Source organism: Streptomyces endophyticus, from assembly GCF_035798155.1.
GTDB lineage: Bacteria > Actinomycetota > Actinomycetes > Streptomycetales > Streptomycetaceae > Streptomyces > Streptomyces endophyticus.
In genome coordinates this window covers 175,514-193,280 of record NZ_JAOZYC010000001.1, presented here as the reverse complement: position 1 = coordinate 193,280, position 17,767 = coordinate 175,514, and the positions used below count along the sequence as shown (strand labels likewise).

Annotated in this window: 18 protein-coding genes; 9 read left to right on the top strand and 9 right to left on the bottom strand. The window is 71.0% G+C overall.

What is annotated here, in order from left to right:
- Positions 1-13: 13 nt before the first annotated feature.
- A complete protein-coding gene (locus tag OKJ99_RS00850) occupies positions 14-379 on the top strand; it encodes an iron chaperone (protein ID WP_326013632.1) in 366 nt (121 codons plus the stop codon).
- Here OKJ99_RS00850 and OKJ99_RS00845 read toward each other — a convergent pair whose 3' ends face one another.
- Complete coding sequence (locus OKJ99_RS00845; protein WP_326013831.1) at positions 380-820, bottom strand: DUF6194 family protein; 441 nt, start codon at positions 818-820, stop codon at positions 380-382.
- A 66-nt stretch (positions 821-886) separates the two neighbouring features.
- Here OKJ99_RS00845 and OKJ99_RS00840 point away from each other — a divergent pair, with 66 nt between their 5' ends.
- Positions 887-1,624, top strand: coding sequence for a MerR family transcriptional regulator (locus OKJ99_RS00840; RefSeq protein ID WP_326013631.1), 738 nt, complete (start codon positions 887-889; stop codon positions 1,622-1,624).
- Here OKJ99_RS00840 and OKJ99_RS00835 read toward each other — a convergent pair.
- The 3 genes from OKJ99_RS00835 to OKJ99_RS00825 form a co-directional block, all read right to left on the bottom strand.
- Positions 1,605-2,237 carry a class I SAM-dependent methyltransferase gene (locus OKJ99_RS00835; RefSeq protein WP_326013630.1) on the bottom strand — a complete coding sequence of 211 codons (633 nt, stop codon included), beginning with the start codon at positions 2,235-2,237 and terminating at the stop codon, positions 1,605-1,607. The two genes, OKJ99_RS00840 and OKJ99_RS00835, sit on opposite strands and share 20 nt — an antisense overlap.
- A gap of 92 nt (positions 2,238-2,329) precedes the next feature.
- Complete coding sequence (locus tag OKJ99_RS00830; protein WP_326013629.1) at positions 2,330-3,610, bottom strand: MFS transporter; 1,281 nt, start codon at positions 3,608-3,610, stop codon at positions 2,330-2,332.
- 268 nt (positions 3,611-3,878) lie between these two features.
- Positions 3,879-5,264, bottom strand: coding sequence for an amidohydrolase family protein (locus OKJ99_RS00825; RefSeq protein ID WP_326013628.1), 1,386 nt, complete (start codon positions 5,262-5,264; stop codon positions 3,879-3,881).
- Between the two features lie 282 nt (positions 5,265-5,546).
- Here OKJ99_RS00825 and OKJ99_RS00820 point away from each other — a divergent pair, with 282 nt between their 5' ends.
- From OKJ99_RS00820 to OKJ99_RS00805, 4 genes are all read left to right on the top strand, one after another.
- Positions 5,547-6,425: an IclR family transcriptional regulator domain-containing protein gene (locus OKJ99_RS00820; RefSeq protein WP_326013627.1), complete on the top strand. Its 879-nt coding sequence runs from the start codon at positions 5,547-5,549 to the stop codon at positions 6,423-6,425.
- Positions 6,426-6,499: 74 nt separating this feature from the next.
- Positions 6,500-7,696, top strand: coding sequence for a CaiB/BaiF CoA transferase family protein (locus tag OKJ99_RS00815; protein WP_326013626.1), 1,197 nt, complete (start codon positions 6,500-6,502; stop codon positions 7,694-7,696).
- Positions 7,689-8,531 carry a citryl-CoA lyase gene (locus OKJ99_RS00810; RefSeq protein ID WP_326013625.1) on the top strand — a complete coding sequence of 281 codons (843 nt, stop codon included), beginning with the start codon at positions 7,689-7,691 and terminating at the stop codon, positions 8,529-8,531. The genes OKJ99_RS00815 and OKJ99_RS00810 overlap by 8 nt, the downstream gene beginning before the upstream one ends.
- A gap of 3 nt (positions 8,532-8,534) precedes the next feature.
- The gene (locus OKJ99_RS00805) at positions 8,535-9,398 is read left to right on the top strand and encodes a dioxygenase family protein (RefSeq protein WP_326013624.1); all 864 of its coding nucleotides are present in this window, start codon (positions 8,535-8,537) and stop codon (positions 9,396-9,398) included.
- Between the two features lie 63 nt (positions 9,399-9,461).
- Here the strand turns inward: OKJ99_RS00805 and OKJ99_RS00800 are convergent, their stop codons facing one another.
- Complete coding sequence (locus tag OKJ99_RS00800; protein ID WP_326013623.1) at positions 9,462-10,022, bottom strand: TetR/AcrR family transcriptional regulator; 561 nt, start codon at positions 10,020-10,022, stop codon at positions 9,462-9,464.
- Between the two features lie 172 nt (positions 10,023-10,194).
- Between OKJ99_RS00800 and OKJ99_RS00795 the strand changes: the two genes are divergently transcribed.
- Together OKJ99_RS00795 and OKJ99_RS00790 are read left to right on the top strand one after the other, a co-directional pair.
- Positions 10,195-11,205: an ArsR/SmtB family transcription factor gene (locus OKJ99_RS00795; RefSeq protein ID WP_326013621.1), complete on the top strand. Its 1,011-nt coding sequence runs from the start codon at positions 10,195-10,197 to the stop codon at positions 11,203-11,205.
- A 100-nt stretch (positions 11,206-11,305) separates the two neighbouring features.
- Positions 11,306-12,247, top strand: a complete 942-nt coding sequence (locus OKJ99_RS00790; RefSeq protein WP_326013620.1) for a hypothetical protein — start codon at positions 11,306-11,308, stop codon at positions 12,245-12,247.
- 39 nt (positions 12,248-12,286) lie between these two features.
- Here OKJ99_RS00790 and OKJ99_RS00785 read toward each other — a convergent pair whose 3' ends face one another.
- On the bottom strand, positions 12,287-13,072 hold the full coding sequence (locus OKJ99_RS00785) for a hypothetical protein (protein ID WP_326013619.1): 786 nt from the start codon (positions 13,070-13,072) through the stop codon (positions 12,287-12,289).
- 177 nt (positions 13,073-13,249) lie between these two features.
- Here OKJ99_RS00785 and OKJ99_RS00780 point away from each other — a divergent pair, with 177 nt between their 5' ends.
- Positions 13,250-14,395, top strand: a complete 1,146-nt coding sequence (locus tag OKJ99_RS00780; protein ID WP_326013618.1) for a serine hydrolase domain-containing protein — start codon at positions 13,250-13,252, stop codon at positions 14,393-14,395.
- Between the two features lie 35 nt (positions 14,396-14,430).
- On the opposite strand, the gene OKJ99_RS00775 is transcribed toward OKJ99_RS00780, so the two are convergent.
- Genes OKJ99_RS00775 through OKJ99_RS00765 form a run of 3 tightly spaced genes read right to left on the bottom strand, consistent with a single transcriptional unit; the run spans position 14,431 to position 17,728 of the window.
- The gene (locus OKJ99_RS00775; RefSeq protein ID WP_326013617.1) at positions 14,431-15,396 is read right to left on the bottom strand and encodes a carbohydrate ABC transporter permease; all 966 of its coding nucleotides are present in this window, start codon (positions 15,394-15,396) and stop codon (positions 14,431-14,433) included.
- Positions 15,393-16,442, bottom strand: coding sequence for a carbohydrate ABC transporter permease (locus tag OKJ99_RS00770; protein ID WP_326013616.1), 1,050 nt, complete (start codon positions 16,440-16,442; stop codon positions 15,393-15,395). Before OKJ99_RS00770 ends, OKJ99_RS00775 begins: the two co-directional genes overlap by 4 nt.
- Positions 16,439-17,728 carry a sugar ABC transporter substrate-binding protein gene (locus tag OKJ99_RS00765; protein WP_326013615.1) on the bottom strand — a complete coding sequence of 430 codons (1,290 nt, stop codon included), beginning with the start codon at positions 17,726-17,728 and terminating at the stop codon, positions 16,439-16,441. The genes OKJ99_RS00770 and OKJ99_RS00765 overlap by 4 nt, the downstream gene beginning before the upstream one ends.
- Between the last annotated feature and the right edge of the window lie 39 nt (positions 17,729-17,767).

Genomic DNA, 17,767 nt, shown 5'->3' with positions numbered 1-17,767 from the left:
GTACGATCACGACATGGTGCAAAGCTCCGCCGCGAACGTGGACGACTACCTCGCCGAACTGCCCGACGAGCGCAAGCCCGCGCTCAGCGAGCTCCGGCGGCTGTGCCGCGCCGAGTTGGCCGGTTTCACGGAGGTCATGGCGTACGGCATGCCCGCCTACGAGCGGGACGGTGTCGCCGAGATCGCGTTCGCGAGCCAGAAGCAGTACATCTCCTTCTATCTGATGCGCGGCGACGTGCGTGAGGCCTTCACCGAGCGGCTCGCCGGACAGGACATGGGCAAGGGGTGTCTGCGGTTCCGGAAGGCGGCCGCCGTCGACTTCGAGCTGGTGCGGGAGCTGCTGCGGGCGACGGCCGCACGGCCGGGCACGGTCTGCTGATCACGCCTGCCGACGGCGCTCGGAACGGGCGCGTGCCGCGTCGTGCGCGGCGCGCAGCAGCCGCAGGACCGTGTCGTACGTCCGCTCGCCGGGATTGACGACGCAGACCCAGCCCTGGGCGCCGTACACGGGGTGCGGCAGCACGGTGTCGACGGCCGCGTAGTCCACAGAGGACTCTCCAGTGAGCTGTCGGAACGTGGCCCGGTCGGTCTGGATGTTCACCCGCAGGCGGCCGGGTGCGTCCAGGTCCGACAGCACATCGCCCGGGTAGTTCTTGGTGACGATCGTCCCGTACGGCTGCACGGCCTGCGGGACCTCGCCGTCCGGCGCGTAGTAGAAGAACGCGTCGCCCCAAGCGATCTCGGGGGCATCGCCGCCGGGCTCCGGAGCGAGGACGAGCGCGCCGTCGAAGCCGCGCACGCTCGTGATGATCTGTTCCATACTCGTGTCGCTGGTCATGGTTCAAGCATCGGCTTGAAGTGCTTATGTGGGGTTGAGAGGGGATCGATGGCAGACCAGATCGCGCTCAGGACCGTCGACGTCGCCAGGGAGTCGGGGTACTCCGTGCAACAGGTGCGCGACCTGGAACGGCTCGGGGTGGTTCCGGCGGCCGCGCGGTCGAGCAATGGCTACCGGGTCTACACACCCGTCCATGTACGGGCGCTGCGCGCCTACCGGGGGCTGGCCGGAGCCATCGGGCCCGTCGCCGCCCGGCAGCTGATGGCACAGCTGTGGACGCGGACGCTCGCGGAGGCGGCCGCCGCGATCAGCGCCGTGCATGCCGGCCTCGCACGCGAACGCGACGAAGTGCTGCGCGCCCAGCGGGCGTTGTGGGCGATCGAGTCCGAGGCCGCACACCATGCCGCGGCCGAGGGCGATGACACCATGACCATCACCGAACTCGCCGCCGCGCTCGGCGTCCGCACCTCGACGCTGCGCTTCTGGGAGCGGGAGGGCCTCGTCGCGCCCGATCGTGTGACCTCGCTCCGGGCCCGCCGCTACGCCCCCTCGGCGATCGGCGCGGCCAGGATCGTCGCGGCGCTGCGCGGCAGCGGATACGGCATTCCCGCGGTGCGGGACATCATCGACTCGCTGCACTCACTGGAGGAGGGCGGCGGTCCTGAGCGCGTCCGGCGCATCCTCGTGGAACGCCTCGACCAGATCGCCGCGCGCTCCGTGGAACTGCTGCGCGCGGGCGCGGACCTCGCCGCCGTCGTGGACTCCCTCACTCCTGCCCGGACTTGACCGCGACGAGCCGTTCGATCACACCGAAGCTGTAGCGCTCACGCTCGACGACGCTGAATCCCGCCTCCCGTACGAGGTGCAGCGGGCGGCGGAGTTGGTGGTCGTCGGCGAGTTTCAGCATCAGGGGTTCGATGGCCCGCTGGAGCGTGCGGACGGCGAATCGGTGGCTGATGACATGGTCGATCAGGAGGAGCGTGCCGCCAGGTGCGAGGACGCGGTGCATCTCGGCGACGGCCGCGCGGTCGTCGGGGATGCAGCACAGGGCCAGCGCGCAGACGACCGTGTCGAAGGAGCCGTCGGGGAACGGGAGCCGGGTCGCCGACGCCTCGCTGAGCGTGGCGTCGACGCCCAGGTCCGCGGCCCGCACCCGGGCGCGGGCCAGCATGTCCGGGGAGAGGTCGACCCCGGTCAGGTCGGTGCCCTTGGGGTAGTGCGGCAGGTTCAGGCCGGTGCCGACGGCGACCTCCAGGACCCGGCCGTGCGCCCGCTCGCACAGCCGGTCGCGCCCGCCGCGGAGCATGAGGCGGTCGAAGCGGCGCATCCAGCCGTCGTAGTGGGGCGCGTCGCGGGCCCAGATCTTCTGGGTACGCAGGTCCTGATCGCGAGCGGTCACGGCGGCCTCCCCTTCGGCGCGGGCGTCCGGTCCCAGCATGCGGCCCGCCCGCCCCAAAGGCGAGCACCCTGCGCGGGTGCTGCCACAAGCCCTCAGGCGAGCCGCGCGCCCTTGCGCTCCGGGATGACGAACATGGCGAGGATGTCGGCGACGTAGATCGCGGACAGCAGGCCGATGGCGACGGCGAAGCCCCACCGGTCCGCGCACAGGGCCACGACGACGGGCGCGAAGCCGCCCACCGCACGGCCGATGTTGAACAGGGTGTTCTGCGCGGTGGCCCGCACCTGCGTCGGGTACAGCTCGGCCATCAGCGCGCCGTAGCCGCCGGTCATGCCGTTGGCGAAGAGGCCCATCACGGCGCCGCCGACGAGCAGCGCCCAGGGCGAGACGAGCTGGCTGTACGCGAGGACGGAGACGGCCGCGCCGACCTGGAAGAACCAGAACGTCCTGCGGCGGCCGAGGCGGTCGGCGAGTTCGCCGAAGAGGAGGATGCCGAGCGCCATGCCGACGACGGTGACGGCGGTCCAGCCCGAGGACTTGGTGAGGCTGTAGCCGAACCGCTCGCTCAGGTAGGTCGGCAGCCACGTCATGATGCCGTAGTAGCCGAAGTTCTGGACCGAGGTCAGGACCAGGACGCCGAAGCTGGCGCGGGCCGTGGGGCCGTCCTTCACCAGCAGCCTCAGTGAGGCGAGCGTCGACAGGCGCGGGCCCTCGCTGCGGGTGCGCGTGAAGTGCTCGGGCTCGTGCAGCCGGGAGCGCAGCGCGATGGCGACCACCGCGGGCACCGCGCCGATCAGGAACAAACCCTGCCAGCCCCAGGCGCCGAGCACCGGCGCCGAGATGAGCGCGGCGGCCAGCACACCCGCCTGGAAACCGAGCGCGACCAGCGACGTGGCGCGGGCCCGCTTCTTGCTCGGCCACGCCTCCGCGGCGAGCGTCATGCCGATGCCGAACTCGCCACCGATGCCGACGCCGGCCAGGAACCGGAACGCGGACAGCTCCCCGTACGAGGTCGCGAGCGCCGAGAGGCCGGTGAACACGGCGAAGAAGATCACCGAGTACGTGAGGACCTTCACCCGGCCGATCCGGTCGGCGAGCATCCCGAACCCGAGTCCGCCGACGACGGCGCCGATGAGCGTGATGGTGGCGAGCGAGCCGCCCTGCGCCTTGTCCAGGCCCAGGTCGGCGGAGATGGCGGCGAGGGCGAAGCTCAGGATCAGCAGGTCGAAGCCGTCCATCGCGTAGCCGAGGGAGGAGGCGAACACCGCCTTCTTCGCGTAACGGCTGGGCTTGTCACCGCCGTCCGCGCCCTGCGCACTGTCCACCGGGCCTGCGGCGCCCGGGCTCGCGGCCATCTCATCCAGTTGTGTCATGTGGCTTGGTTCCGTCGTTCCGTCGCGCGAGGTGGACAGGGGCAGGCGCCGGGGCGGGCGTCCTGCCCCACCCGCTCATGCCGACGTCCGGACACGGCGCGACCGGGGGAAACGGCCGCGGCATCCGGAGAACGGAAAAAGAGATGGTGGCGTCGACGGTCTCCATCGGACCGTGCTCACACCGGCAGGGTGAAATTCTTTCACACTGCACGCGATGCCCTCGACGCGACCTCCTGCCAACGAATCGCCGTCGACCGCTCGCCGTCGATCACCGGCCGTGGGTCGTTCCCGACCGGAAGTCCGTGTACGTGTAGGGGTTGTCGAGGATCTTCGTCTCGGGGATGTCGGGGTTCATCCCGGCCCGCCACGCCTCCTCGCCCAGCGTCGACCGCAGGTGCTCGACGGTGGCCTCGGCCTCGCGTCGTACGGCGGCGAGGTCGATGTCGACGAGGCGGTGCTCGTGCTTCACCACCCGCCCGTCGACGAGGACAGTGTGCACGTCACCGCGCTGGGCCTGGAAGGCCACGTGCCCATAGGGGTTGAGGAGCGGGAAGGAGACGGGCGAGTCATCGTTCTTGATGAGAACGAGATCCGCCTTCTTGCCCTCCTCCACGCTGCCGAGGTCGCGGTCACGGCCGAGTGCCCGCGCGCCACCGACGGTCGCCCACTCCACCACCTGCTCCGCCCGCAGCGCGGAGTGTGTGACGGTCTCCCCCAGCGCGTGCGCCTCCAGATGCTCGCGGGCCCGGTCGGCGCCCAGCGTCGTACGCATCGCGGAGAACAGATCGCCGCTCCACCACACACTCGTGTCCATCGACAGGGACACCGGGATGCCATGGGCGCGCAACGCCCAGGTCGTCGGATACCCCTGGCCCGCACTCTGCTCGCTCTCCGTGGACACGGACACCGAGCCGCCGGTCGCCGCGATGCGGTGGTACGCGTCGGGTGACAGCGTCGCCGCGTGCACGTACACCGTCTCGGGTGTCATGAACCCGTGCTCGTGCATGAGGCGGATGCCGTCGTCGTTGGTGGCACCCCACACCCCGGCGTGCGTGCTGACGGGGACGCCGAGTTCGCGGGCGGCCTCGAAGGCGGGCTTCTCGGGGAAGGCCGGGTCGCCGGTGACGTCGAAGGCGAGCTGGAAGCCGAGCATGTCGTCGGCCTCGGTGACGTACCGGCGCGCGAAGGCGCGGAAGTCGGGGGCCGTGGCCCATGTGGCGGGCGCCTGCTGGATGTTGCCGTACGCGAGGACGTCCCGGCCGGGCACGGAGCGCAGCGCGTCCACGGCGGCCTCGGCGTGCCCGGTGCTCTGCAAGCCGTGCGACCAGTCGACGACCGTCGTGACTCCCGCGTCGAGCGCCTCGACGGCGGCGAGCAGGTTGCCCGCGTGGATGTCCTGTGGGCGGAAGGCGGTGCCGTGTTCGAGGTAGTACCAGACGAAGTACTGGCTGAGCGTCCAGTCGGCGCCGTAACCGCGCATGGCCGTCTGCCACATGTGCCGATGGGTGTCGATCATGCCGGGCATGACGATGCCGTCGGTGGCGTCGATCTCCAATGTGCCGCCCGGGACGGGGAGTTGTGGCCCCACGGCGGCGACGCGGTCATCGATGACCAGCACGTCGGTGTCGGGCAGGACCCGGCGGGCACGGTCCATGGGCAGTACGGTGCCGCCGCGCAGGGCGACGGGCCGTCCGGGCGGGAACGATTGCGGCGGGTTAGACGAGTTCGACGGATCCGGCGGATCCGAGGGAGCTGAGGGAGCTGAGCGACGCATCACCGGTCTCCTCTCCGGCACTCCGTCACACTCGGGCCACTTCGGACGAGTGTCCGTATGCCGGTCGGCCATTGCCACCGATGCTGATGAAGGCGCACTCTTCTGTCAATCCCCCCATGCACAATGGGGAGTTGGAAACTTCCACGGCACGGAGGAGCCGCCATGCCCCGCGAAGGAACCGGCCCCGACTTCATCGAGGCACTCGCCCGCGGCCTGGACGTGATCGCCGCGTTCCGGCCGGGCCGGCCGGTGATGTCGCTCGCCGAGGTCGCGAGCGGCACGGGCCTCGCCCGCCCGACCGCGCGCCGCATCCTGCTGACGCTCACCGAACTCGGTTACGTCCGCCAATGCGCCGCAGGCTTCGCACTCACGCCGCGCGTGCTCGACCTCGGGGTCTCCTACGTCCGGTCGATGGGCCTGTGGGACGTGGCGCGCCCCCACTTGGAGCGTCTCGTCGAGCAGACGGACGAGTCCTGCTCGATCGCGCAGCTCGACGGTTCGGACATCGTCTACGTCGCCCGGGTGGCCCGCCCGAAGATCGTCACGCTGTCCGTACAGATCGGCACGCGCTTCCCCGCGCTACAGACCTCCCTCGGCAAGGTACTGCTCGCCGCACTGACCCCGGACGAGGCGGCGCGGGTCCTCGCCGAGCCGAGCCGCTCGGGCCTCACGCCACTCTGGCGCCCCGAACGCGCCGAGTGGGAACCGGAGTTGTGCGACGTTCGGGCCCGCGGCTGGGCCCTCACCGACGAGCAGCTCGCCCGCGGCATCCGCTCAGTGGCGGCGCCCCTGCGGGACGGCACGGGCCGCGTGATCGCCAGTGTCAACGTCAACGCGCACGCGGCGGAGACGTCGGTCGAGGTCCTGGTGCACGACCACCTGCCGCGCCTGCTGCACGCGGCGGGAGAGATCAGCCTGGACTTCGCCCGGGTGGAGTCGGTGCCACATGTGACGTCGGCGCCGAAGTCGGCCGATCAAGCCCCTGCGGCGCTTGAGCAGCGGGGGCCGGGGCGGAGCCCCGAGGGCGCGCCCACTCCTTGACGCCCACTCCCGCCGAGCCCACAATCGCCCGCACGGACAAGTGTCCGGCGTCCGGACACGGAGAGGCTGGGTCCATGCCGCCAAGCACCCCATCCGACCAACCCCCCGCCGCGGGACCGCTGTCGGGCATCCTCGTCGCCGACTTCTCCCGGATTCTCGCGGGCCCGTACGCGACGATGCTGCTCGCCGATCTCGGCGCCGACGTCATCAAGGTGGAGGGCCCGCGCGGCGACGACACCCGCACCTGGATGCCGCCGGTCCACGACGGCGTCTCGACGTACTACCTCGGCATCAACCGCGGCAAGCGCTCCCTGACCCTGGACCTGCGAGAGGAGTCCGACGCCGGCCTCGCAGCCGAACTCGCCAACCGCGCCGACGTGTTGATAGAGAACTTCCGCCCCGGCGCCCTGGACCGCTTCGCCCTCGACTTCGAGACGGTCCACGCCACGAACCCCCGCCTCGTCTACACGTCCATCACCGGCTTCGGCACCGGAGCGGGCCGCGACGTCCCCGGCTACGACCTGATGGTGCAGGCCATGTCAGGACTGATGAGCCTGACCGGGGCCCCGGAGGGCCCGCCGTTCCGGGCCGGTATCTCCGTCTTCGACGTCATGGCGGGCAACCACGCCGCCATCGGCATCCTCGCGGCGCTGCGCCACCGCGACGCCACCGGAGAGGGTCAGCACGTCGAGGTGAACCTGCTCTCCTCCGCCCTCACCGGCCTCGTCAACCACAGCTCCGCGTACGTCGCCGGGGGCACGGTCCCGTACCGCATGGGCAACGCCCACCCCAGCGTCTTCCCGTACGAACCGCTGCCGACGGCCGACCACGACCTGATCGTCGCCGCCGCCAACGACGGCCAATTCCGCACGCTGTGCGAGGCGTTAGGCATCCCACACACCGCAGACGACCCTCGCTTCGCCCGCAACGCCGACCGCACGGCGCACCGCGACGAACTGCGCCCGATCCTCGTCGAGCGCCTGGCCACGCGCGGCGCGCACGAATGGTTCACGCTGCTCGTGAAGGCCGGAGTCCCGAGCGGCCCGATCAACACGATCGACGGCGGCTTCGCGATGGCTGAGGAGTTCGGCCTTGACCCGGTCGTCACGGTCGGCGAGGGCGACCGCGCCCTGCCCACGACCCGCCACCCGATCCGCTTCTCGGCGACCCCGGCCGCGTACCGCCTGCCGCCGCCCGAACTGAACGAGCACGGCGAGGAGTTGCGCACCTGGCTGGCGAAGCCCCCGACCAGGGAGCCCCCACATGCCTGACGAGCCGCCCCACTCGACATCCCCCACCCACGCCTCCTACCCGACCGCCCTGGGCGCATCGGACCCGAAACGGATCACGCTCCTCGGCCAGGACCTGGCCGAGGACATCATGGGCTCCGTCGGATTCGGCGAGCTGGCGTTCTGGCTGGCCACGCAGCGCCGCCCGAGCCCCGGCGAGACCCGCGTCTTCGAGGCGGTCCTGGCCGCGCTCGCCGACCACGGCTTCACCCCGACCGCGATCGTCTCCCGCCTCACGTACCTCTCCGCCCCGGACTCGGTCCAGGGCGCCCTCGCCGCCGGGCTCCTGGGCGGCGGCTCCCGCTTCCTGGGCGTCACCGAGGACACGGGCCATTTCCTCAACGCGGTGGTGACCTCCCTGGGCGACGCCCCACCATCGCCCGACGACCGCCCGGCCTGGGACACGATCGCACTCCGCACCCTCCAACACAGCCGCGCCGCACACCAGTTGATCCCGGGACTCGGCCACCACCTCCACAAGGAGGGCGACCCGCGCACCCGGCGCCTCATGGACATCGCCCGCGAGGAAGGCGTCTTCGGCCCGCACCTGACCCTCTTCGAGGCCATCGGCCGCACCCACCCGAGCGTCCTCGGCCGCACACTCCCCCTCAACGGCGCCGGGGTGTGCGGAGCCGCCCTCGCCGACCTGGGCCTCCCGCTCCCCCTCCTGCGCGGCTTCGCCCTGCTCGCCCGCACCGCGGGCCTGATCGGACAGCTGGCGGAGGAGATCCGCACGCCGGTCGCCCGGGACATCTTCGCCTCAGTGGAACAGCACAGCACTCCGATCCCTCCGACCCCCGACTCCCCGCAGGAGTAGCCCGTGTCCACCGACGAGCACGATCTCACCGAACTGGCCGTCGACCGCTGGTCCACGGCCGAGTCCCCGCGCCTGGCCGAGCTGATGACCTCCCTCGTCCGCCACCTCCACGCGTACGCCCGCGAGGTGAACCTGACGGAGGACGAGTGGGCGGCCGCGATCACCTGGCTCACGGCCGCCGGCCGACTCAGCGACGACAAACGCCAGGAACTCGTGCTGGCCTCCGACGTCCTGGGCCTGAGCATGCTCACCGTGGAACTCGGCCACCGCTTCTCCGAGCGTGCCACGCCCGCCACGGTCCTCGGCCCGTTCCACATCGACGGCTCCCCCGCCGTGCCCTACGCCCACGACATGTCGGACGGCCTCCCCGGCACCCCGCTCTTCCTCACCGGCACGGTCACCGACACGGCGGGCACGCCGCTCCCCCACGTCGTCCTCGACGTATGGCAGGCCGACACCGACGGCGCGTACGAGTCCCAGGTCCCCGGGGTCGACGAGGCCCGGCTGCGCGCGAAGTACACCACCCGCGGGGACGGCACGTACTGCATCCGCACCGTCGCGCCCCTCGGCTACGCCATCCCCATGGACGGCCCGGTGGGCGAACTGATCCACAGGACCCGGATCAGCCACTTCCGCCCGGCGCACGTGCACTTCCTCATCGATCACCCCGGCCACCACAGGCTGATCACCCACCTGTTCCGGGAGGGCGGTCAATACCTGGACAGCGACGTCGTGTTCGGCACGAAGGACTCCCTGGTCGTCCCCTTCACGGAACGCCACCCGGCATCCGCCCCACCACCGGACGGAAGCAAGCTCACGGAGCCGTACCTCCAGGCCGAGTACACCTTCGTATTGGAGCCGGAGTAGCGCGCATCCGCACGCGCCGTCCGGGACTGTGACGGCTACCCACGAACATTTCGTGGGTAGCCGTCACAGTCCCGCGGCCAGCACCGCTTGCGCCGCCTTGCGCGCGTGCAGTGCGGCGTCCGCGTCCCCGGAGAACGTCGCGAGGGCCATCGCCCCGTCGAACAGCACGGCCAACTGGGCGCCCACCGCGACCGAGTCGCGCACACCCGCGGCCTCCGCCAACTCCGTCAGGAGGGCGCGCAGGGCGAGCTTGTGGGTCTGCACGGCGGTCACGACGATCGGCGCGGCGGCGCCCACCTCCCCGAAAGCGCCCGCGAACACGCAGCCGTGGAAGCCCGGTTGGCGGAACCAGTCGTTCAGGAAGTCGAACGGGCCGAGGAGCTTCGCGACGGGGTCCTCGATCGAGCCGACGCGCTGCCCGATCGCCGAACGCGCGATCTGGTCACGCCGGTCGAGGCAGGCCGCGAGGAGCAGGTCCTTGGAGGGGAACATCTGATAGAGCCGCTTCAGCGGCACGCCCGCCGCGTCACGGATGCGGTGCATCGTCACCGGGTGGACACCGTGGGTGTAGAACAGATCGTCCGCCACCTCGACCACATGAACCCGCAGGTCGTCCGGTATCAACGGGACGCCTCCTCCAAACGACTCGCCGCCAACCCACGGCCCCCGCACGCCCCTTGAGCGCCCGACGCGCCTCGCGCGCCGCCTTGAGAACCGCCGTTCTCGCCACTATGGTCCCAGCATAGGACACTTCAGGACGGCGCGCGTTCCGGTTCACCTGACCACCCCGGAGCGGGTGTCCGCACCACCCAACGCCGTGGCGGATTCGGGGGAAGCCGTGCTGCGTATTCACTTCAGTGCCGGGGATCTGGCCCGGACCAGGATCGCCGAGGAACCGGATCCGCTCTGGGAAATCGTGCTGAGCCTGCATCAACTCCGGGAGATGCGGCGTGAACCGGTGCTCAACGCGTGGCGGAGGCGGCAGTGCCCGCGCGACATGAGCGCGCTGCGGATGCTGTCGCCGCTGATGCCGCCGCGCGGCTACTTCCCGGACTTCCTGACGCCCGCCGCGGGTCTCGCCGGGCTCGAGTGCGGAATCGATGCCGTCCTGTCCACTCCCCGCCGTCAGCTACGCGCGGAGATGACGTTGCTGGCGGCCCAGAACAGCACGTTGCCCGCGTGGAGTCGGCCGCTGGCCGCCGGTGACCTGGGTTCGGTGCACCGGCTCGGCCAGGCCCTGCGCATCTACCACGCCTCGGTACTGGCGCCGGCCTGGCCGCAGATCGCGGCCCGCGTCGAGGGCGACCGGCGGCACCGGACCGGGGCGCAGGGCCGGCTCGGCACCGAGGAGATGCTGCGCACCTTCGCGCCCATACTGCGCTGGCAGTCACCCGTGCTCGTCGCCGACTACCCCGTTGAACGGGACATCCACCTCCAGGGGCGCGGGCTGCTCCTCGTACCCTCGTACTTCTGTCGCCGCACGCCGGTCGCGTTGCTGGACGAGGCGCTGTGGCCCGTCCTGGTGTATCCGGCCCGGCCGTTGAGCCCGGAGGTGGCCGACGGGCCGGGCCCGAGGCTCGCCCCGCTGCTCGGGCACACGCGGGCGGCGGTTCTGCAGGTCCTCCAAGAGCCGTGTACGACAACGGAGTTGGCGCGCCTGGCGGGGGTTTCACTGTCCTCGGCGAGCGAGCACGCGGCGGTGCTGCGGCGCGCCGGACTCATCGCCAGCACCCGGGAACGTCACCGGGTGCACCACAGCCTCACCCAGCTCGGCAGCCATCTGCTGAGCGGGGCGTTGGTGGGCTGAGCCCCCGCGAGCCGAGTGTTTCGGGCACGGCCGAACCAGGGCGCGCCCGCCCGCCTCCTCCCGACACCCTGAGGGCCACAGGGCAACGGGAGGGCAGGAGATGCGTAGAGGGCGAAGTGCCGGAAGCTGCCTGGTCGCGATGTGCACGGCGCTCGCCGTCGCCGCCACGGGCTGCGGCTCGAGCGACAGTCATGCCGATCGACCGAAGCACACCGAACTGGGCGGCCCCGACAGGGTCGCCGAACTCAGCGACGCCCAGCTGGCCGAGGTGTCCCACGCCCAGGAGCTGCTCACCAAGCACTGCATGGCGGACCGGGGCTTCCGGTACGGGGTGGCGAAGCAGCCGACCGCCGACGAACTCCGCACCCCCGGCTACGTACTCGACGACCCGCGCTGGGCGCGCGAGTACGGGTACGGCGGACAGCTCGAGCGCGAGCAGGACCGGGCACGCAAGGCCGACCCCAACGTCGCGCACTACCGGACGCTCTCGCGTGACGGTCAACTCCGTTGGAGCAACGCACTGTTCGGCGGTCCCGAGTCCGGGACGGTCGAGGCACGCACGCCCGGCGGCGGCACCGTGAGCATGGCTACCGGCGGCTGCAACGCCGAGGCGCTGCGCGCGCTGTACGGGGACCTCAGGACCTGGTTCACGGCGGACAAGACGGTGTCCGGGCTCGGCGCCCTGTACGAGCCCCGGATCAAGCGGAACAAGCGCTTCGCGACCGCCGTCGACTCCTGGTCCGTGTGCATGAACCGCCAGGGTCACCGGTACGCGGACCCCGCCTCGCTGCGCGAGCGCGTCCCCACGCTGACCCACGGGGTGAGCCATCGTCGGGCGCACGCGGTCGAGGTCCGGCTCGCCACCGCCGAGGCAACGTGCGCGCGCAGCAGCGGACTTGGGAACATCGCGCGGGGCCTTGAACGCACGTACCGCGCCGAGTACGCAGCGGGCCGCTTCCGCGAGCCGTTCGAGACACGTGTGCGGCTTCAGCACAAGGCGCTGGCCAAGGCCGAGCGCGTACTCGCCGATGTATCGGGCTGACCGACGGTCCCACCCGGCCTCACCGCTGCCGGGCCGCCGTCACGCTTCCCCGCCCGCGCGGGCGATCTGTCCGCGCAGCGCCGCCACGACGAACCCCACCATGTTGGCGAGGATCAGCGCCGCGACGATCCCCCAGATGATCGGAAGCGAGCGCGCGGGCCAGTCGTTGGCCGACTGGAGCCACAGTGTCAGGAGGGCCGTGATGCCGAGGGGGATGCCGTGCAGGCGCACCACCCTTCCGGCCGCGTCGTGGCACCGGTTGCCGCGGGCGAGCGCCGACCACAGGGAGCCGACCAGGGCTGCCGCGCCGAAGGAGAGGCACGCGAGCGCGCCGGCGAGGCGGTCCGTCGGCCAGTCCAGGGGGCCGTCGGAGGTCTCCTGCTGCTCGCCTTCGGTATCGCGCAGGTCGACGACGTCGCCGCGCCAGATCAGCCCGACCACCTTGTCGTGCGGTTCGAGGCCCGACAGCACGGGGTTGGTGTTCCGGAAGGTCACATGCCACGGCTTCCTGGAGGGCAGCAGCAGCTCGGCCTCCGGCGGCTTGTGCCTCGATCCGCGGTGCAGGTCCACGCTGCGCACGGTGAACTTCTGCTTCCAGCGGCAGTTCGACACCTCGACCGGGACGGAGGCGCACACCGGCGCCGCCCGGAACTCCCGCTCCCGTTCCTGCGCCGCGCGGAACTCTGGAATCATCGCCGCCCCCAGGGCGAGCATCAGCACCGCGCCCATCAACCACATGAGTGTCCGCGCGCCTCTGTCGCCTTTGCCCGTCATCCCGCCACCCGCCCCTTCGCCGCCGACCCGCGCGGCGATCCCGCGCGACACCCCACTCCCTCGGCCCGGATATGGGAACACATGGTGATTCAGGGGTCGCTGGCAGGGTCCTGGTGGCTCCGCGCAGCCTCTTGACTCGTGCAAGTGCCGGTGATCAGTTGGACTCACGCGCGGATCAAGGGATCAAGGGACCAGGCGACCAGGGGATCAGGGGATCAGGGGAGAGCGATGAAGCTGTCGGAGTTGCAAGGGCCGCTGTCCGGACGGGCCGATGCCGGCCTCGACGAGGTCGTCGACCGGCTCGATCGTCTGCTGTCCGCCGATCCCGATCTGTCGTTCCAGATCGCGGCGTACGTGGACGGGCGCATCGCCCTCGACGCGTACGGCGGGCCGCATCTGGGACGTGACTCGCTGATCGTGCCGTACTCGACGTCGAAGAACATCATCGGTGTCTCGGTCGGGCTCCTCGTCGAGCGCGGGCTGCTCGACCTCGACGCGACGGTGGCCTCGTACTGGCCCGAGTTCGCACAGGCCGGGAAGGCGCGGGTCACCGTACGGCAGTTGCTGTCGCACCAGGCCGGGCTGCCGTCGGCGCAACCCCGCCTGACCTGGGACGAGTTGCTCGACCATCACAAGGGCGCCGAGCGGCTGGCAGCGACACGGCCGCTGTGGCATCCGGGGTCGGCCTTCGGCTACCACGGCCTCACGATCGGGAACCTGGCCGGCGAACTGGTCTTCCGGATCACCGGGCGCACGCTCCACGACTTCTACGAGCAGGAGATCCGCAAGCCGCTCGGCGCCGCGTTCTACCTCGGTCTCCCCGAGGGGCAGGGGCTTGAGGAGCGGCGCGTGGACGTCCTGCCGATGATCCCGCCGCTCGGCGAACCCCCGAAACCGCAGGGCCCGCCGCACGCCATGCAGCGGCTGACCATGGGGTCCCGGCCCGAACCGGCCGTCCACCTCGCCAACGACGAGCGGTCCTGGCGCTTCGGCCACCCGGCGGGCTCGGCGACGGCCGACGCCCTCGGCATCGCCACGCTGCTCGCGGCGGCGGTCACGGGTGTCGAGGGTGCCGCGCCGCTGCTGAGCCCCGACACCGTCGCCACGGTCGGCCAGCAGCAGGTGCGCGGCTACGACGAGGTGCTCGACCAGCACGACCGTGCCCACGCCATCGTCTTCCAGAAACCGAGCAAGCAGCTGGCGTGGGGCGGCCCGCGCAGCATCGGCCACGACGGCGCGTGCGGCGCGGTGGGCTGCGTCGACCCGGACACGGGCGTGGCCTTCGCCTACACGGTGGCCCGCGGCCCGTGGCCGGGCGGCGCCGATCCGCGGGCCGTCGAGGTGGCCAGGGCGATCGGGGACCTCGTCGGGTGAGCCCGTAGCGCCCGCCCCGCCCCGCCTCGCCCGGCTCACTCCTTGACGGAACCCGCGTTCGCCCCGCGCACGAAGTGCCGCTGGAACACGAAGAAGAGGATCGCCACGGGGATCGTCGCCAGTGCTGCCGCGGCCAGCTTCAGCGGGTACTGGTTGCCGCCGCCGAGGCCCCCGGCCACGAAGCGGGCGAGGCCCGTGGTCAGGGTCTCGTACTGCTCGGACTGGGTGGCGACCAGGAAGTGGGTGAACTCGTTCCACGAGCCCTGGAAGGACAGGATCGTGAGCGTGATCAGGGCGGGGCGGGCCATGGGCAGGACCACCGACCAGAACGTGCGGAAGGTGCCGGCTCCGTCGATCCGGGCCGCCTCCTCGACCTCGCGCGGCAGTTGCTCGAAGAACTGCTTCATGATGAAGATCCCGGCCGCGTCCACGAGCAGCGGGATGACCATGCCCGAGTAGCTGTCGAACATGTAGAAGCTGTTCAGGACGAGGAACTTGGGGATCAGGAGCACGATCCCGGGGACCGCCATCACCGCGAGGACGAAGACGTTCAGCATCCCGCGGCCCCGGAAGCGGAGCCTGGCGAGTGCGTAGCCGGCCATCGAGTCGAAGAGGACGCGGCCCGCCGTGACCAGCGTGGTGACCACGAAGGAGTTGGTCAGCCAGCGCAGGAACGGCACGCTCTCGCCCGCGTCGGCGATCCCGAAGAGGCGCTGGTACGCGGCCGTGGACGGGGTCGTCGGCCACAGCGCGAGCGGGTTGGCCGAGGCGTCCGCGTCGGTCTTGAAGCTGTTGGCTATCTGGAGCACGAAGGGCAGGACGTAGAGCAGGCCGATGGCCAGGGCGAAGGCGTAGCCGAGGATGCGTACGGCCCGGGGGAAGCGCCCCAGGACCGCGCGTTCGGGGACCGGCTTCGGGCGGGGAGCCTTCGCCGGTGCGGGGGCGGGCCCAGGTGTCTCGGCCCTCGCGTCGGTGCGGGCGGCGTTGTCGGTGAGTGTCATGCCGGGCGTCCTTCCTTGCCCTGCCGCTCGCGCAGCAGCCACCGCTGCGCGCCGACGAGCACCAGGATCAGCGCGAACAGGATGAAGGCGATGGCCGCGCCCTGGCCGTAGTCGGCGTTGTCGAAGGCGGCCTGGTAGGAGAGGTAGGCGGGGGTGAGCGTGGTGTTGGCGGGGGCGCCCTGGCCCATCACGTACACCATGTCGAAGACCTGCCAGCTGCCGATCAGGGCGAGGGTCAGGACGAGGAAGAGGACCGGGCGGATCGCGGGGAGCGTGACGTGCCAGAGCATGCGGCGCCGGGTGACGCCGTCGAGCGCCGCGGCCTCCTCCAGCTCGCGCGGGACGTTCTGGAGTGCCGCCAGGAAGATCAGCATGAAGGTGCCGGAGGAGGTCCAGGTCGCCATCAGGATCATGGTGCACATGGCGATGGACGGGCCCGCGAGCCATTCGCTCAGCGGCAGGCCCATGATGACGTGGCTCGCGCCGGGCGGACGGGACGGGTCGACGAGGCCGAGGCCGCCGAGCGTCGTCCACACCAGACCGCGCGAATCGGTGAGCCAGTTCGGGCCCTTGATGCCCACCCAGGACAGGAGGTTGTTGATGGCTCCGCTGCCCTGGAAGAGGAAGAGGAACACCGTGGAGACGGCGATGGTCGAGGTCACCGAGGGGAAGTAGAAGGCGGTGCGCAGCATGCTGCGCCCCTTCAGCATCCGCTGGTTGACGACGAGCGCGAGACCGAGCGCGAGACCGGTCGACAGGGGCACGGCGAGCAGGACGTAGTACGCGTTGTTGCGCAGCGAAGTGGCGAGCAGGGTGCGGTCCAGGCCGTCCCGCGTGAGGAGGTCCCGGTAGTTGTCGAGGCCGACGAAGGTGGCCTTGCCGCCGGTGAACGGGTTCGACTGGCCGTCCCAGTGCAGCAGCGACACCCACAGTGCCATGAGGATCGGCAGGGCGAGGAAGAGGCCGAGTACAAGGACCATGGGGCTGACGAACAGCCAGCCCCAGGCGCCCTCGCGGCGGCGGGCCAGGGAGGTGGGGCGCTTCACCGCTGCGCCTCCTTGATGACCGGTTCGCCGTTGTGCTGAAGGTTGCCGAGGATGGTCTTCGGCGCTGCGGACCTGAGGTTGAGGAGCTCGCTGTTGAACTGGGCGAGCGGCTTGTCCATGCCCTTCACGGTGGTCGGGCCCTGGACGCCCTTGGCCATCGGTGACCACGGCTCGAACTCGGGGTGGCGGGCGAAGTACGCCTCGGCTGAGGACTCGCGGACCGGGATCGCGCCGAACTTCTCGGCCATGGCCTGCTGCTGCTCGGACGTGGACAGGTACTGGACGAGGTCGACGGCGGCGTCCCGGTGCCGGGACTTCTGGGCGACGCCCCAGCAGGTGGTGAACGCGAGGTTGCCCTTGCCGCCGGGGCCTTCGGGCAGGTCGAACAGTTTGTAGTCGGTGTCCGGGTAGTCGTGGGCGAGCTGGCCGTCGAGCCAGCTGCCCTCGATGGTCATGGCGGCCTTGCCCTGTCCGAAGGCCTCACCGGCGTTGAGGGCGTCGACCTGCTTGGAGAACTTCCACCAGCCGGCGTTCAGGCCCTTCTTGACGAAGTCGAGGCCCTTCTCGTTCGCCTTCGAGTCGGCCGTCATCGTCGTCTGCGACGCGTTGGTGACCCAGCCCCCGGCCTGCTTCATAAAGGCACCGAGACGCTGGTACTCCTCGGAGGTGACGAGCCCGGTGACCTTGCCCTTGGTGAGCTTCTTCGCGACGCGTTCCAGGTCGTCCCAGGTCCTGGGGTGGTCCTTGTCGGTCAGGCCCGCGGCCTTCCACAGCTTCGGGTTGACGGCGAGCGCCAGCGAGCTGCCGTCCTTGGGGACACAGGTCTGCTTGCCGTCGTTCGAGAAGGACGCCAGGAGGGACTTGGGGTACGCGTCGAGGTTCCAGATCTTGTCGCCGTACGGGTAGAGGGATCCGCCCTGCGCGTAGTTGGCGAACTGGTCGGAGTTGACGTAGAAGACGTCCGGTGGGTTGCCGCCCGAGAACGCCTGGCCGAGCTGCTGGTTGATGTCGGCGGCGGTCTGCACCGTGACCTGGTTGCCGGACGTCTTCTCGTAGCCCGCCACGGCCTGCTTGACGGCCGTGGTCTCCGCGGTGCTGGAGGGTGCGATGAGCACGGTCAGGCGCTGGTTTCCCGCCCGGGTCTGCTGCTGCCCGCCGGAACTGCCGAAGCCCGAACCGCAGCCCGCGGTCGCGAGGACCGCGAGTCCGCTCAGCACGGCAGTCGTCGTCCGGGCGGTCGTTCGGGTGCGGGCGCGGGCATGCGTGTGCGGACGCGGGGGTGCCATGCGGTTTCCTTCACGGGTGAGTGCGGCGCTGCGGCTCGG